Here is a 15,660-nt window from a genome sequence, read left to right as displayed (position 1 = left end):
ACGATGACGAGGGAAGACGTGGGCACGGCGCTTTGCGCCTTTGCCCACCCTACGGCGCTTCCGGAGGAATTTTCGATGACATTAGGCAAATCGGTAACGCGTTCGGCGCCCTCGTCGGTGCAGGCCACCGCCGTCACATCGTCGCTGCTCACCGTGCAGACGCCGGGCCGCGGCTTCACCGATCTGACCAGCGAGGCAGCCAAGTTCATCGCCGAAGCTCACGCGCGCGACGGCGCGCTGACGCTGTTTATCCGTCACACCTCGGCTTCGCTGACGATCCAGGAGAATGCCGACCCCTCCGTGCTCGCCGATCTCGCCACGGCGCTGTCCCGGCTCGCGCCGGAGAACGCCGGATGGATGCATGACACCGAGGGGCCCGACGACATGCCCGCGCATATCAAGACGATGCTGACGGGAGCCTCGCTCCAGGTCCCGGTCCTGAACGGCAAGCTCGCGCTCGGCACCTGGCAGGCGATCTATCTGATCGAGCATCGCAGCCGGCCGCATCGGCGCGAGGTGGTACTGCAGTTCGTCGGCGCGACGTCATAAGCAAAACGGCCGCGGAATCCGCGGCCGTTCGTGTCTGATCGCCGGAGCCTTGATTCCGGCTGATCTCAACTAGATCTGCTTGATGTCGACGTCCTTGGTTTCCGGCAGGAACAGGAAACCGATCACCAGACTCATCGCGGCAATGGCGACCGGGTACCACAGGCCGGAATAGATGTTCCCGGTAGCAGCCACGATCGCAAACACCGTCGCCGGCAGGAAGCCGCCGAACCAGCCGTTGCCGATGTGGTAGGGCAGCGACATGCCGCTGTAGCGGATTCGGCTCGGGAACAGCTCAACCAGCCAGGCGGCGATCGGCGCGTAGACCAGCGTCACGTAAATCACGAGAATCCAGAGCAGGACCGTCGTCATGACATAGTTGATGTCGTTCGGATCGGCGGAAGCCGGATAGCCATGAGCCTTGATCGCTGCGGGCAAAGCCTTGGCGAAATCGGGCGAGGTGGACGTGAGCGTCTGCTCGCCGATCTTGACCGTCGCCGCCGTGCCCTTCGGCGCATCCTGGTTCTGGTAGTTCACCGACAAGTTCACCAGTGCGGCCTTGGCGATGTCGCAGCCGGTGGTGAACTTCTCAGTGCCGGTTGCCTTGAACTGGAACGAGCACTCGCTGGGGTCGGCGATCACCGTCACTGGCGAGGCTGCCAGCGCTGCTTCGAGCTTCGGATTGGCGAAGTGGGTGATGCCCTTGAAGATCGGGAAGTAGGTCACCATCGCAAGCAGGAAGCCGGCGAGGATGATCGGCTTGCGGCCGATCTTGTCGGACAAAATTCCGAAGATGATGAAGAAGGGCGTGCCCAGGGCGAGCGCAACCACGATCATGATCTGCGCCGGCACGGCCGGTACCTTCAGGGTCTGGGTGAGGAAGAACAGGGCATAGAACTGTCCGCCGTACCACACCACCGCTTCACCGGCCGTGGCGCCAAACAGCGCCAAGATAGCGATCTTGGCATTGCTCCATTCGCCGAAGGCTTCGGTGAGCGGGCGCTTCGAGGTCTTGCCCTCTTCCTTCATGCGCTGGAACACCGGCGACTCGTTCAGGCTCAAGCGGATCCAGATCGAAACCGCCAGCAGGACGCCTGAGAGCAGGAACGGAATGCGCCAACCCCAATCGCCGAATGCCTCTTCGCCCATCGCGGTGCGGATGCCGAGGATCAGCAGCAGCGCCAGAAACAGACCGAGCGTCGCGGTGGTCTGAATCCACGACGTGTAATAGCCACGCCGGTTCTGCGGAGCATGTTCGGCAACGTAAGTCGCCGCACCGCCATATTCACCGCCGAGTGCCAGGCCCTGGATCAGGCGCAGACCAATCAGCACGATCGGCGCGGCGAGGCCCCAGCTCGCATAGCCCGGCAGCAGACCGATGAAGAAGGTGCCGACGCCCATCAGCGTCATGGTGACGAGGAACGTGTATTTGCGGCCGATCATGTCGCCGAGCCGGCCGAAGATCAGTGCGCCGAAGGGGCGGACTGCAAAGCCGGCTGCGAAGGCGAGCAGTGCGAAGATGAAGCCGACATTCGGCGGCACGTTTGAGAAGAAGTATTTTGCCAGGAAGGCGCCGAGCGTGCCGTAGATGTAGAAATCGTACCACTCGAAGACGGTGCCAAGTGAAGAGGCGAAAATGACCTTTCGCTCTTCGCCAGTCATCCCTCGGGTGCGGACGGTCCCGTCCGCGGTCGCAGCCATGGTCATCAGTTTTCGCTCCCCAAACGGTTGTTTCGCAACCCGGCTGCTGTCGGAAAGCCGGGCGACCTGATCGTTAAGGTAACATCGCCGTGAAACCCTCCCCAATACGACTTTTGGCCTTGCGCACTGACGCGCAGCTGACGGTGCTGGTATCGGGTGCGGCGCGGCCGGACGAGGTTGCGGATTAACCCCTTTGCAGCAAAGGGATAATGTGCACTTGCATGCCACGGCCGGGCAGGGAAGAATTGACCCGCCGCCGCATCGACTCGCCGGCCGGTCGCGAACGACAGCAAGAGAACGATGAACGCTCCCACGACCCATCTCGTCATTGCCGATGATCATCCCCTGTTCCGCGATGCGCTGCGACAGGCGGTGGCGGGCGTCCTGACCTCGGCCAGGATCGACGAGGCCGGATCGTTCGAGGATCTGACCAAGCTGCTGGAACAGACCTCCGACGTGGATCTGGTTCTGCTCGACCTCTCGATGCCCGGAATCTCCGGCTTTTCCGGCCTGATCTATCTGCGCGCGCAATATCCGGCGATTCCGGTCGTGATCGTCTCGGCCTCCGACGACAGCGCCACGATCCGCCGCTCGCTCGATTTCGGCGCCTCCGGCTTCATCCCGAAGCGGTTCGGTGTCGAGACGCTGCGCGACGCCATCCTCAAGGTGATGGAAGGCGACGTCTGGGTTCCCGCCGACACCGATCTGTCGGCCGCGTCCGACCCCGACATGACGCGCCTCCGCGATCGCCTGGTGACGCTGACGCCGCAACAGGTCCGGGTCCTGATGATGCTGTCGGAGGGCCTCCTCAACAAGCAGATCGCCTACGAGCTCGGCGTCTCCGAGGCCACCATCAAGGCGCACGTCTCGGCCATCCTGCAAAAGCTCGGCGTCGAGAGCCGCACCCAGGCGGTGATCGCCGCCGCGAAAATCGCCGGCGGCCAATGGAAGCAGGGCACCCCGACGGGGTGAGGGCCGGTCATATCCGTCATCCTGAGGTGCCGGAGCGTAGCGGAGGCCTCGAAGGATGAACGGCCCGGCTGTCTCCTTGGCCGTTCATCCTTCGAGGCTCCCGGCGCGATGCTGCGCATCGTGTCACTCGCGCCTCAGGATAACGAGCCGGATACGGCGCATTGGCAGTGCCATTATCGTCATAATGTTCGTAGAAGCGTGCTGGCGGCGCGGATGTCCGCCGAGTCCGAGCGCTCGACAAAGCTATCAAGGGCCGATCGAAGTGATCGCTTCGCCTCCTCGCGCTGCCCGCGTTCGGCAAATAGCCCGGCAAGATCGATCGCGGCCCGCAGCTCCCAGGCTTTTGCGCCTTTGCGGCGACTCAAATCCAGGGATTGCATCAAATAGACCTCTGCTTGCTCAGACTTCGGCTGCGGTAGCGACAACAGAACTCTGCCTTTCATCCGCAAGAGCTCCGGCATGTAGAGGTGATCGCCGCTTTGCTCGACGAGGCGGATCGCATCATCGACCAGGCGCGCACTCTGCTCGATCTGTCCGAGTGCCAACAAGCCCTGAACCATCGCGACGTTGAAGGTCGTGGTGAGCAGCTCGTAGCCGGCGTCGTGGAGCTCGCGCAGACAAGCCCTGATCGTCTCGACGCCGGCGGCGGCGTTTCCCCGCCGGATTGCCAGCTCGCCTTTGACGCCTCGGCCGACCGCGAGGTACGGGCCCATCGAGCGCGATTCGGCGTGTGCGATGAAGCGGTCGATGTTCGCTTCCGCGCCGTCGAGGTCTCCGTTCCAGAGGTCGATCGAGACCGCCCAGATCAGCGCGATGCAGAGCGTGATCGGATGATCCATCTGCGCGGCTTCGGTGACCGTCTGCCGCGCCAGCCGCTGCGCCTGCGCGGGCCGGCCCTGCAGCCAAAGCTCTCGTGCGAGCGAAATGCCGGCCCGGTTGCGATGATCGAAGCCGTAGACCGTGCTGATCCGTTCCGTGCCCGGCCCCTGCCAGGCGGCCTCCAGCATCGTCAGCGCATCGCGATGCTCGCCGGCCAGATGCAGCGAGACGCCCAGAAGCGAATGGGCGAGTGCGATCGAGGCCGCATCGCCGAGCGCCTCGGCGACGGCAAGGCTCTGCCGGGCGTAACCGAGCGCGGCGTCGAACTCTCCCATCCGCTCGTGGAAGATATGCATGCGGCCGAGCAGCTGGAGCCGGTTGATCTCGTCGCCACGCGCCTCGGCGATCGCAAGGCCCCGGCTCAGGGCGGCGCGCGCCGCTTCGCTGCCGCCCCGCGTGAACATCAAGGTGAGGCCGAGGGCAGCCTGGATGTGCATTTCCTCAGTGCTGCCGCGCGAGGAGGGATCGATCGCAAGCAGCGCCCGTTCCGACCAACGCCGGCATTCGATCAGGAGCGACATGGCGAGGAAGATCGGTGCCGCCGCAGCGACGAGCGCAATGCCGATACTGGCGTTGCCGTTCGTGCCGAAGCACCAGTCCAGCGCGGCGCGCACGTTGTGAAGTGCGGAGAAGTGGATCGCCCGTTCGTCGGCGCTCGGCACCATGGCCCATGTCGAGCCGGCCTGCTCCAGCCATTGCCGGTAGTAGGTGGCATGACGTGCGGCGAGTGCCGCGTCGTTCGGCTCGATCTCGAGCAAATAGGCGCGCGTGGTGTCGAGCAGGCGGTAGCGCATCATGGCGCCGATCGGTCGCGGCGCGACCATGGACTTGGCGACGAGGCTGTCGATGGCGTCGAACAGGTGGGAGCGATCGACGCGTTCGTCCGGCACGACCTCGAGTGCGGCGTCGATGGTGAAGTGCCCGGCGAACACCGCAAGCCGGCGCAGCACCAGGCGCTCGGTGTCGGACAGGAGCTCGTAGCTCCAGTCCAGGGTCGCCTGCAACGTCTTCTGTCGCGGCGGCGCGGTGCGCTGGCCCTGCCAGAGCAGATTGAGGCGTTCGTCGAGCAGCGTTGCCGTCTGCTCCAGGCCATAGGCTTCGACCCGTCCGGCGGCGAGCTCGATCGCCAGGGCCATGCCGTCGAGCTTGCGGCAGATCCTTGCGATGATCGCGGCATTGGCATCGTCGAGCGCGATCTGCGCGCCGCTGGCGGTGGCACGTTCGAGGAACAGTTGCAGGGCGGGATAGGTCCGCGCGGCAGCGACCGTGAGCCCGGAGCCGTCCGGCGGAACGGCGAGCGGCGCCAATCGATAGACCTGCTCGCCCTCGACGCGCAGGGCTTCGCGGCTCGTGGCCAGGATATGGACATGCGGCGCGGCGTGGAAGATCTCCGCAGCCAGCGGCGCCACGGCAGTGATGACGTGCTCGCAATTGTCGAGGATCAGCAGCATCCTCTTGTCGTGGAGATGCGCGAGCAGTGCGGGCAAGGGATCGTCGGTCTGCGCCGGCAAGCCCAGCATCAGCAGGATCGAGGTGATCACGAGATCGGGATCGCTGAGCGCGGCAAGATCGACGAAGTGAGCGGCATCGGCGAAGGTCTCGAGCAGGTCGTGCGCGATCGCGATCGCCACGGCAGTCTTGCCGACGCCGCCGGGGCCGGCGATCGTGACGAAGCGCGAGGCGATGAGTTTGTCCGAGACGGCGGCGATCGCATCGTCGCGTCCGACCATCCGTTGCAGCCGGTTCGGCAGCTTCACCGGCGACAGGCCACCCTGCGGCGCCGGGCGCCGCTCTGCCGGGATAGCGGCCTGCGAGATCGGCGCCACGAAGCAATAACCGCGGCCGGACAGCGTGGTGATGTAGCGTGCGCCGTCCTTGCCGTCGCCGAGCGCCTTACGAAGAGCTGCGATGTGAAAACGCAAACTGGCTTCTTCAACGGTCAGGCCGGGCCACACCAGCGCCATCAAATCCCACTTGCTGACGACCTGGTTCGGCCGCGACATCAGCGCGATCAGCATGTCGAAGGCTTTCGCGCCGAGCGGCAGCGCGACGCCGTCGCGCGTCACCAGCCGTTCATGCGGCGTCACGGTGAATGGCCCGAACGATAGGGCTCGCACCGCAGACCCGGCCGGTTCAGTCATGGCGAAATCCTGATCCTTTCCGGGGGCCCCGATAGCAGATGGTTGTGATCGGGCAAGGCGTCTCCCTGCATCGGCATCAGACCGTGGATGCAGGCCTTTGTGAGGCGCGCGAACTGAGGCCTCACAACTTCTCACAACTCCAAACGGGTGTCCTGCGGCAGCCGCTGCTAGTCAGTTGCGCGACGGCAAGGAGAGCTTCATGACGCAAGCGGCAAAATTGCTTTACACGGCCAAGACACACACCAGCGGCGGTCGACACGACGGCATATCGCGCAGTTCCGACGGTCGCCTCGACGTCAAGCTGTCGCCGCCGGGCCGTGCAGGCATCGGCACCAATCCCGAGCAATTGTTCGCGGCCGGCTGGTCGGCCTGTTTCGAAGGCGCGATGGAGATCGCCGCGCGCAAGCGCAAGATGGATATTCCCAGGAAGTGCGCGATCGATGCGGAGATCGATCTCGTGCTCGACGAGGGCGCGTACTCGCTGAGGGCGCGCCTCAATGTCAGTCTGCCGGGTCTCGATCGCGAGATCGCGCGCGGCATCGTCGATGAAGCGCATCAAACCTGCCCCTATTCCAAGGCCGTCCGCGGCAACATCGACGTCACGGTCGCGCTGATCTGACGCACCATCATCTACCCCAAAGGGAGCACCACCATGAAGCAGATCATCGACCAGCATCGCCGCAAGTTCTTTGGCGTCGCTGCGGGAACCGTTGCCATTGGTCTCGGCGTGATCGACCTCGCCCGCGCCGAGACGGAAGCGCCGCGATCCTCCGCATCGAATGCGTCCTTCGGCACGATCAAGCAGATCGATGCCGGCGTTCTCAGCGTCGGCTATGCGGAGGCGGGTCCCTCGAACGGTCCCGTAGCGATCCTGCTGCACGGCTGGCCCTACGACATTCACGCCTTCGTCGATGTCGCGCCGATCCTGGCAAAGGCCGGTTATCGCGTGATCATTCCTTATCTGCGCGGCTATGGCACGACGCATTTCCTCTCCAGCGAGACGCCGCGCAACGGCGAGCCAGCTGCGATGGCCGCGGACATCATCGCGCTGATGGACAAGCTCGATATCAAGAAGGCCGTTGTCGCTGGCTTCGACTGGGGCGCGCGCACCGCGGACATCATCGCCGCGCTGTGGCCGGACCGCTGCCGCGCGCTGGTATCGGTCAGCGGCTATCTGATCGCCAGCCAGGCCGCAGGCAATGCACCATTGCCGCCGCAGGCCGAGCTGCAATGGTGGTATCAGTTTTATTTCGCGACCGAGCGCGGCCGCGCCGGATACGAGAAGTACACGCACGATTTCGCCAGGCTGATCTGGAAGCTCGCCTCGCCGCAGTGGAAGTTCGACGACGCCACCTTCGATCGAAGCGCGGCGGCGCTCGACAACAAGGATCATGTCGCGATCACGATCCACAATTACCGCTGGCGGCTCGGGCTTGCCCAGGGCGAGGCCAAATACGAGCATCTCGAAAAGAAGCTCGCGGCAGCTCCCATCATCGACGTGCCGACGATCACGATGGAAGGCGACGCCAACGGCGCGCCGCATCCCGACCCGAGCGCCTATGCCAAGAAATTCTCAGGCCGATACGAGTTTCGCCTGATCGCCGGCGGCATCGGCCACAATTTGCCGCAGGAAGCACCGCAAGCCTTTGCCAAGGCCGTCATCGACGCCGATGGCGCCTGAGCATCTGTCAGCATCTCGGTCCAGCCGGGCTGGACCGAGGATCGCCCGTCGAACCCAGCTTGATGAAACGTCATGACACCAACCGAACCTGAAAAGAAGAAATCTCCCTACGCCACGATGATCGTGCTGGCGATGGTTCTCCTCGTCATTCTCCTGACCTGCGTGCCGTATCTCGTCACGATTGCCTCCGCGGAAGGGCCGGTGGAACGCAGCGCGGCGGACGCCTCGCCGATCTTCGGCGTCACGATCCCGCCGGGCTACAAACAGTGGGAACTGATCGCGCCGGCCGAAGAGGCGGCGCCGCTCGACGAACTTCGCGCCGTGGTCGGCAACCAGACCGCAATCGACGCCTATCAGGCCGGAAAGCTTCCGTTCCCAGACGGCACCATTCTGGTCAAGCGCGCCTGGAAGCGCAAACAGTCCCCCGAGTTTGCGTCCGCGACGATTCCCGGCGCTGCCACCACGGTCCAGGTGATGGTCAAGAACTCCAAAAAATACGCCGCCACCGGCGGCTGGGGGTTTGGCCGTTTCATCGACGGCAAGCCGGTCGACGCGGCCCAGCATCGCACCTGCTTCGCCTGCCATGAAGCGCGCGCCGAAGGACGCGATTACGTCTTCACGCGGCTGGCACCCTAGCAAGAGGACCCGCTGGCCTTCACCAGTCAGGCTGCTTCACTCCGCCGCCACCATCTGCTGCGTGCGCCACTGGCCGAGCAGGGCGCGGAGCGAGGCTGGCTTCACCGGCTTGTTGAGCACGGCGATCTTCTCGTCGCGCGCAGCTATTTGCACGGCGGGACTGCGATCGGCGGTGATCAGGATGGCGGGAATGCCGTCGCCGAAGCGGCGGCGGATGTCGCGGATGGCGGCGATGCCGTTGCCGCGGTCGAGATGATAGTCGACGAGCAGGCCGGTGACGCGTCGTCCGGCGGCCTCGATCGCGGCGATCGCGCCCTCGGGGTCGGCGACCGCGATCACCTCGGCGTCCCAGGCCTTCAACAGCGTGCGCATGCCGTCGAGGATCGCCGCATCGTTCTCGATGCAGACGATCAGCGCGCCCGAGATCGGCGTGCGCGCCAGCGGCGTCGCGCTGGTCACGGCCGCGGTGTGGGTGATCGCCTTCGCCGTCGGCACGGTTACGGAGAATACCGAGCCGCCGCTTGCATTGCCGTCGATGGCGATGCCGTGCTTGAGCACGCGTGCCAGCCGCTCGACGATCGAGAGCCCCAGCCCGAGGCCACGTGCGATTCGAGCGCCCTGCTCCAGGCGGTGGAATTCCTTGAAGATCTCGGCGCGCTTGACCGACGGGATGCCGACGCCGGTGTCGTAGACGCAGATCTTGAGCGAGGCGCCGCGGCGGCGGCAGCCGACCAGCACGCGGCCGCGCGGGGTATACTTGATTGCGTTGGAGATCAGGTTCTGGAGCAGGCGCCGCAGCAGGAGCCGGTCCGACTCGACAGGCAGCGAGCAGGGCACGAAGGCGAGCTCAAGGCCCTTGGCGCGCGCGATCGGCGCGAACTCGATCTCCAGCGAGCGCATCAAATCGGCCATCTTGAAGCTCGAGATCGAGGTCGTCATCGCGCCGGCATCGAGCCTGGAGATGTCGAGCAGCGCACCGAGGATTTCCTCGATGGCCTGGAGCGACTCGTCGATGTTCTCGACCAGCCGGGTCTCCTCGCCATTGTGCTGGCGCTCGACAAGGCTGGTGATGTAGAGCCGCGCCGCATTCAACGGCTGCAGAATGTCGTGGCTGGCGGCAGCGAGGAAGCGCGTCTTGGAGATGCTGGCATCCTCCGCCGCGCTCTTGGCCAGCGCCAGCTCCGAGTTCAGCCGCGTCAATTCCTCGGTGCGGTCGCGGACGCGCTTTTCCAGCGTCGCATTGGCACGCTCCAGCGCTTCTGCCGCCTCGAAGGTGGGCGTGACGTCGGTGAAGGTGATGACGAAACCGCCGCCGGGCATGCGATTGGTGAGCACCTCGATCACCATGTGGCGCTCCGGCAGGCGTTCGAGATAGGGCTCGCTGTCGGTGGTGTAGGCGACAAGCCGCTGTTCGATCATCGCCTCGCGGTCGCCCGGCTCGGGCGGATCGCTCACGCCCATGAATTCCAGGATTTCACGCAAGGGCGTACCGAACTGGATGAAATGCGGGGGGACGTTGAGCAGATCGCCGAACTGCCGGTTGGAGCAGATCAGTTGCAGATCGGCATCGAACACTGCGATGCCCTGGCGGACATGGTTGAGCGCGGTCTGGAGGATCTCGCGGTTGAAGTGCAGCGCCGCATGGGAATCGTCGAGCAGCTTTAGCGCGGCCTTCGCCGAGACCGTCCGCTTGCGCAGGAGCAGCGACATCACGAGGCGCGAGGATGCGGCTCCGATCGAGGACGCGATCAGGTGCTCGGCGTGCTGCAACAGCTCGAAATCGGCGGGCGCCCCGGACTCCAGCCGGACATTGCGCCGCGCCGAGAAGGCCTCGAACGAATGGCGGGCGCGGTCGGGCCCGAGATATTGCGCCACCGTGGTCTGGATGTCCTGCACGGTGACGGTGGTGCGCCAGCGGCGGAAGCTCGGGGAGATCGGCGCGAGCGTGTTGGGGACAAACAGGTCGGCCTGCACCAGCTCGATCGAAGACGGTCGGCGCGCCAGCGAGAGGAGTACGTAGGTGAGAATGTTGAGCGACAGCGACCAGATGACGCCGTGCATCAGCGGCGGCAGATCGGCGCCGAACAGCGCCTGTGGCCGCAGCGCCTCGATTCCGAACGGTCCGTGCTGGAGCAGCAGGATGCCCGTCGTCGAGGTATCCATGAAGCTCGGAATGAACAGCGTGTAGAGCCACACCACGAAGCCGACCAGCATCCCGCCGATCGCGCCGCGCGCCGTCGCCCGCCGCCACAGCAGCCCGCCGAAGAAGCTTGGTGCAAGCTGGGCGATGGCGGCAAACGACAACAGGCCGATCGCTGCGAGCTGGGTGTTGCCGAGCGCGCGATAGTAGAAATAGGCCATCACCATGATGGCAAAGATCGCAAGCCGCCGCGAGCGCAGCAGGAAATCGCTGAAATCGGCGCCGCCGGTGCGCCCCTCCGGCCGTCGTTGCAGCACCAAGGGCACCACGAGGTCGTTCGAGACCATGATGGAGAGCGCGACGCATTCGACGATCACCATGGCGGTCGCCGCCGACAGTCCGCCGACGAAGACGGCGACGCTGAGCAGATTCGCGCCGCCCTCGATCGGCAGGGCCAGCACGTACATATCGGGGTCGGCGGTGCCGAACGGGAAGCTGACGAGGCCGGCCAGCGCGATCGGGATCACGAACAGATTGATGGCGACGAGATAGAGCGGGAACAGCCAGCGCGCGCGGCCGACCTCGGCGTCGGACGAATTTTCCACGACGCTGACGTGGAACTGGCGCGGCAGCATCATGATCGCGCACAGCGACAGCAGCGTCATGGTCAGGAAGTTACCGATCGACGGCGAGTAGTTGATGGCGCGCACCGCCTCCGGCGTCTTCATAGCGCGCTCGATCAGCTCCTGCGGCGAGAACATCCAGAAGGTGACGAAGATGCCGGCGGCGAGGAAGGCGACCAGCTTGACGATGGACTCGGTCGCAACCGCCAGCATCAGGCCGTGCTGGTGCTCGGTGGCGTCGGTATGGCGGGTGCCGAACAGCACCGCGAACGCCGCCATCGCCAGCGTCACCATCAGTGCCATGTCGCCGAGGATCGGGATGTGGGAGAAGGCCTGGTCTTCGCTCAGGATCGTGCCGAGCGAGGAGGCCACCGCCTTGAGCTGGAGTGCGATATAGGGCACCGAGCCGATGATGGCGATCAGCGCCACGGTGGCCGCCACCGCCTGGCTCTTGCCGTAGCGCGCGCCGATGAAATCGGCGATCGAGGTGATGTTGTGGGCTTTGGCGAGCTGGATCACGCGCCGGAGCACACCGGCGCCGAGCCCAATCATCAGGATCGGACCGAGATAGATCGCCAGGAAGTCGGTCGAGGTGCGGGTGGCGAAGCCGACCGAGCCGAAGAAGGTCCAGGAGGTGCAGTAGATCGCCAGCGACAGCGGGTAGATCAGCCCGGAGGCGCGGCCAGGCCCGGCCGGCGAACGGCGGTCGCCGTGGCTCGCCACCAGGAACAGAAAGCCGATGTAGCCGAAGGCGGCGGCGATCACGCCCCAGTCGTGCAGCATGGCGAGCGCGCTTCTCCCTGGGCGCTGGCAGCGCCCGATCTCATTTTCCCTGCAAATCTAGCGCGTTGAAAGGTCGCAAGCGACAGCGAAATGCCCGGTGGGGCCGGGAACTGGGGGTTGTCGTTAAGCCTTAGCGCCAGCGGCCGGCCCTCACCCTCCCCTGGAGGGGGAGGGTCGATCGCGCGCAGCGCGAGCGGGGTGGGGTGATCTTTCCACACGGGCAGCGTTCGAGGTGGAGAGACCGTCACCCCACCCCGTCTCACATTTCGCTGCGCTCAATGTGCGCTCCCCCTCCAGGGGAGGTGAAAGGAGCGCCTACTCCGCCGCCAGTGACTTCTGGCGCAGCGGCAGGCCGAGACGATCCCACACTTGCAGCAGAGCCTCGGCCAGCTGATCGATCAGGCCGTCATCGTGATAGGGCGAGGGCGTGATGCGCAGCCGTTCGGAGCCCTTGGCGACGGTCGGATAGTTGATCGGCTGGATATAGATGCCGTGCTGCTCGAGCAGCAGGTCGGAGGCCTGCTTGCACTTCTCGGGATCGCCGACGAACAGCGGCACGATATGGGTGTCGCTCGACATCACCGGCAGGCCGGCGGCATTGAGGATCGCCTTGACGCGGGCGGCGCGGTCCTGGTGGCGCTCACGCTCCCAGTTCGAGGTCTTCAGATGCTTGATCGCGGCGGTTGCGGCCGAGCAGATCGCCGGCGGCAGCGCGGTGGTGAAAATGAAGCCCGGCGCATAGGAGCGCACGGCGTCGATGATCTGGCCGTTGGCGGCGATGTAGCCGCCGAGGCAGCCGAAGGCTTTCGCCAGGGTGCCTTCCAGAACGTCGATGCGATGCATGACGCCGTCACGCTCGGCGATGCCGCCGCCGCGCGGGCCGTACATGCCGACCGCGTGGACCTCGTCGACATAGGTCATCGCGCCGTATTTCTCGGCGAGATCGCAGATCTTGGCGAGCGGGGCGACGTCGCCGTCCATGGAATAGAGGCTCTCGCAGACAATCAGCTTCGGCCGATTCGGGTCGGCCGCCTTCAACAGCTCCTCGAGATGCGCCAGATCGTTGTGGCGGAACACGACCCGCTCGCAGCCGGAATGGCGGATGCCCTCGATCATCGAATTGTGGTTGAGCTCGTCCGACAGAATGAGGCAGTTCGGAATGAGCTTTGCGATGGTCGGGATGCCGGTCTGGTTCGAGACATAGCCCGAGGTGAACAGCAGCGCGGCTTCCTTGGCGTGGAGATCGGCGAGCTCGGCCTCGAGCTGCACCAGCGGATGATGCGTGCCGGCGATGTTGCGGGTGCCGCCGGCACCGGTGCCGACGCGGGTTGCGGTCTCGACCATGGCGCCGACCACCTTCGGGTGCTGGCCCATGCCGAGATAATCGTTGGAGCACCAGATCACGACGTCGCGCTTGCCCTTGGGCGAGTGCCAGACCGCGTGCGGGAACCGGCCGGCCGTGCGCTCGAGATCGGCGAACACGCGGTAGCGCCGCTCGGTGTGGAGACGGGCGAGGGCGGAACTGAAGAACTCGTTGTAATCCATCGGCAAAACCTGCAGCGGAAACCTGGCCCAAGGCGGCCGTCCAATTTTTAGAGCTTTTCCAGCTCCGATGTCCATGCGCCTGCGCACATTTGCGGCAAGGCGAGCGTGCCAATTGATAACGCCGGTCCGGCGGCGATTGTTGATTTGGATCAACCGCCTAGCACAGGCCCGCCGGCCGGGACCGGCACCGGGGGAGGGCAGGGGCTGCCATGGACATTTTGTCCATGACGCGCGCTCCGTCCATGATTGAAGAGTCGGTCGCGCCGACGCCCATAGCCTCGTCCCGAGGCAGGGCGCGGGTCGGTCGTGCCGACAGCTCATGCGAAAGGACGCCCCGATGAAACGTGTGATGATCCTCAACGGTCCCAACCTGAACCTGCTCGGCGTGCGCGAGCCGCACATCTACGGCACGACGACGCTGGCGCAGATCAACGCGAGCTGCGAGGCAGCCGCCGCAGAGCTCGGGCTCAAGTTGACCTTTCACCAGTCCAACCATGAGGGCGTGCTCGTCGATTGGATTCAATCGGCGCGGCAGGATGCCGAGGCTATCATTATCAATCCCGCCGGCTTTTCCTTCACCTCGGTGGCGATCATGGACGCGATCAAGATATTCGAAGGCCCGGTGCTGGAAGTCCACATCTCCAACATCCACGCCCGCGATGAATATCACCGCCACTCGAGGATCTCCTTCGTGGCGACCGGCGTGATCTGCGGGTTGGGCCCATACGGCTATATCGCGGCGCTGCAGGCGATCGCGAATATGAAGTGAGTTTGTTGCTGCGGCGACGGTCTGCTCCCTCGCCCCGTTCTTATGGGGAGAGGGTTGGGGTGAGGGGCCGCTCCGCAATCACGGTGAGAGTCGGACTCGCGGAGACTCCCCCTCACCCGCCACGCTTCGCGTGTCGGCCTCTCCCCGCAGGCGGGGGAGGCGAAAAACTCACGTCGTCCTGAACCGCAACACGCCGTCCTGCGTCTCGGCCGTCAGCCGGCCCTCGACGATCATGTAGTTGACATGGGCGACCAGTTCGCCGGCGGCAAAGCCCATCTGGTGCTCGTCCAGCACATGCTTGTTGAACACGACCGGCACCAAGGCGCGCGAAGTCTGCGGTATCTCGCGGCAGGCCTCCGCGATCAGGCGGCAGCGCTCCTCGTGGTGATCGGCGAGCTGCTTGATGCGGGTCTTGAGCCCGTAGAACGGCACGCCGTGGCCAGGCAACACCAGCACGTCATAGGGAAGCGTCGTGGTGAGGCTGGCAAGCGAGGCCAGATATTCGCCGAGCGAGTTCTGGTCGGGCTCGACCGCCCAGACGCTGACATTCGGCGAGATCTTGCTCAGCACCTGGTCGGCGGAGAGAAACAGCTTGTCGTCGGCGCAATACAGCATCACCTGGTCGAGCGCGTGGCCGCCGCCGGTGATCACCTTGAAGCGGCGCGAACCGATCACGACGTCGTCGCCGTGGGAGATGCGGCGGTAGGACGGCGGCAGCACCGAGACGCGCTTGAGATAATCCTGGCCGCGGCCGAGCAGTTTTTCGGTGAGCGATTCGTCCATGCCATGGCGGCGGAAGAACAGCCGCTGCGCCTCGCGCCGCTCCTCGGTGCCGCGGTTCTGGTGATAGACCGATTGCAGATATTCGACCTGCGACATCACCAGCGGGCAGTTGAACCGTTCGACGATCCACCCGGCGAGACCTACATGATCGGGGTGCGAGTGGGTGACGATCAGGCGCGTGATGTTGACGCCCTTCAGCGGCCCGTCGAACAGTTTTGTCCAGGCCTCGACCGTCTCCTCGTTGCCGAAACCGGCATCGATCATCGCATAGCCGTCGCCATCGGCGAGCAGGTAGATATTCACGTGGTTGAGGCGAAACGGCAGCTTCAGCCGCGCCCACAGCACACCGGGCCGCACCTCGACCACTTCTTCGGGGCCGGGATGCTGTTCCCAGGGGTAACGCAGAGCCTCGGCCGAGGACTGCGCGATGTCGGTTTTCGAGTTCATGCTACCGGCTTAAC

General features: G+C 65.1%; 11 protein-coding genes. 6 read left to right on the top strand and 5 right to left on the bottom strand.

The window, feature by feature from the left end; genetic code table 11:
* The first annotated feature begins 75 nt into the window (after positions 1-75).
* Positions 76-549 (top strand): secondary thiamine-phosphate synthase enzyme YjbQ, encoded by a 474-nt coding sequence (locus XH85_RS43245; RefSeq protein ID WP_128936809.1) that lies wholly within the window; start codon positions 76-78, stop codon positions 547-549.
* Positions 550-618: 69 nt separating this feature from the next.
* Here the strand turns inward: XH85_RS43245 and XH85_RS43240 are convergent, their stop codons facing one another.
* On the bottom strand, positions 619-2,253 hold the full coding sequence (locus XH85_RS43240) for an MFS transporter (RefSeq protein ID WP_245473595.1): 1,635 nt from the start codon (positions 2,251-2,253) through the stop codon (positions 619-621).
* A 294-nt stretch (positions 2,254-2,547) separates the two neighbouring features.
* On the opposite strand from XH85_RS43240, the gene XH85_RS43235 reads away from it, so the two are divergent.
* Positions 2,548-3,219: a response regulator gene (locus tag XH85_RS43235; RefSeq protein WP_091885267.1), complete on the top strand. Its 672-nt coding sequence runs from the start codon at positions 2,548-2,550 to the stop codon at positions 3,217-3,219.
* Positions 3,220-3,398: 179 nt separating this feature from the next.
* Here the strand turns inward: XH85_RS43235 and XH85_RS43230 are convergent, their stop codons facing one another.
* Entirely contained in the window at positions 3,399-6,239 is a 2,841-nt protein-coding gene (locus tag XH85_RS43230; protein WP_128936808.1) for an ATP-binding protein, read from the bottom strand.
* Between the two features lie 199 nt (positions 6,240-6,438).
* On the opposite strand from XH85_RS43230, the gene XH85_RS43225 reads away from it, so the two are divergent.
* From XH85_RS43225 to XH85_RS43215, 3 genes are all read left to right on the top strand, one after another.
* Positions 6,439-6,858, top strand: coding sequence for an organic hydroperoxide resistance protein (locus XH85_RS43225; protein ID WP_128936807.1), 420 nt, complete (start codon positions 6,439-6,441; stop codon positions 6,856-6,858).
* Positions 6,859-6,891: 33 nt separating this feature from the next.
* Positions 6,892-7,920 (top strand): alpha/beta fold hydrolase, encoded by a 1,029-nt coding sequence (locus XH85_RS43220; RefSeq protein ID WP_128936806.1) that lies wholly within the window; start codon positions 6,892-6,894, stop codon positions 7,918-7,920.
* A gap of 72 nt (positions 7,921-7,992) precedes the next feature.
* On the top strand, positions 7,993-8,556 hold the full coding sequence (locus XH85_RS43215) for a cytochrome P460 family protein (RefSeq protein ID WP_128936805.1): 564 nt from the start codon (positions 7,993-7,995) through the stop codon (positions 8,554-8,556).
* Between the two features lie 36 nt (positions 8,557-8,592).
* On the opposite strand, the gene XH85_RS43210 is transcribed toward XH85_RS43215, so the two are convergent.
* Both XH85_RS43210 and hemA read right to left on the bottom strand, forming a co-directional pair.
* The gene (locus XH85_RS43210) at positions 8,593-12,102 is read right to left on the bottom strand and encodes a PAS domain-containing hybrid sensor histidine kinase/response regulator (RefSeq protein WP_128936804.1); all 3,510 of its coding nucleotides are present in this window, start codon (positions 12,100-12,102) and stop codon (positions 8,593-8,595) included.
* A gap of 315 nt (positions 12,103-12,417) precedes the next feature.
* Complete coding sequence (gene hemA / locus XH85_RS43205) at positions 12,418-13,647, bottom strand: 5-aminolevulinate synthase (protein WP_128936803.1); 1,230 nt, start codon at positions 13,645-13,647, stop codon at positions 12,418-12,420.
* A 337-nt stretch (positions 13,648-13,984) separates the two neighbouring features.
* Here hemA and aroQ point away from each other — a divergent pair, with 337 nt between their 5' ends.
* Positions 13,985-14,416 carry a type II 3-dehydroquinate dehydratase gene (gene aroQ, locus XH85_RS43200; protein ID WP_128936802.1) on the top strand — a complete coding sequence of 144 codons (432 nt, stop codon included), beginning with the start codon at positions 13,985-13,987 and terminating at the stop codon, positions 14,414-14,416.
* Between the two features lie 168 nt (positions 14,417-14,584).
* On the opposite strand, the gene XH85_RS43195 is transcribed toward aroQ, so the two are convergent.
* Positions 14,585-15,646, bottom strand: a complete 1,062-nt coding sequence (locus tag XH85_RS43195; protein ID WP_128936801.1) for an MBL fold metallo-hydrolase — start codon at positions 15,644-15,646, stop codon at positions 14,585-14,587.
* Between the last annotated feature and the right edge of the window lie 14 nt (positions 15,647-15,660).

This window comes from Bradyrhizobium zhanjiangense (assembly GCF_004114935.1).
GTDB lineage: Bacteria > Pseudomonadota > Alphaproteobacteria > Rhizobiales > Xanthobacteraceae > Bradyrhizobium > Bradyrhizobium zhanjiangense.
The sequence above is the reverse complement of the archived record's forward strand: the minus strand, read 5'-3'. Positions and strand labels throughout refer to the sequence as shown.

Coding starts and splice junctions, on each gene's coding strand:
- XH85_RS43245 (WP_128936809.1), top strand. CDS start 76: ATGACATTAGGCAAATCGGTAACGCGTTCGGCGCCCTCGTCGGTGCAG.
- XH85_RS43235 (WP_091885267.1), top strand. CDS start 2,548: ATGAACGCTCCCACGACCCATCTCGTCATTGCCGATGATCATCCCCTG.
- XH85_RS43230 (WP_128936808.1), bottom strand. CDS start 6,239: ATGACTGAACCGGCCGGGTCTGCGGTGCGAGCCCTATCGTTCGGGCCA.
- XH85_RS43220 (WP_128936806.1), top strand. CDS start 6,892: ATGAAGCAGATCATCGACCAGCATCGCCGCAAGTTCTTTGGCGTCGCT.
- XH85_RS43225 (WP_128936807.1), top strand. CDS start 6,439: ATGACGCAAGCGGCAAAATTGCTTTACACGGCCAAGACACACACCAGC.
- XH85_RS43195 (WP_128936801.1), bottom strand. CDS start 15,646: ATGAACTCGAAAACCGACATCGCGCAGTCCTCGGCCGAGGCTCTGCGT.
- XH85_RS43240 (WP_245473595.1), bottom strand. CDS start 2,253: ATGACCATGGCTGCGACCGCGGACGGGACCGTCCGCACCCGAGGGATG.
- XH85_RS43210 (WP_128936804.1), bottom strand. CDS start 12,102: ATGCTGCACGACTGGGGCGTGATCGCCGCCGCCTTCGGCTACATCGGC.
- hemA (WP_128936803.1), bottom strand. CDS start 13,647: ATGGATTACAACGAGTTCTTCAGTTCCGCCCTCGCCCGTCTCCACACC.
- aroQ (WP_128936802.1), top strand. CDS start 13,985: ATGAAACGTGTGATGATCCTCAACGGTCCCAACCTGAACCTGCTCGGC.
- XH85_RS43215 (WP_128936805.1), top strand. CDS start 7,993: ATGACACCAACCGAACCTGAAAAGAAGAAATCTCCCTACGCCACGATG.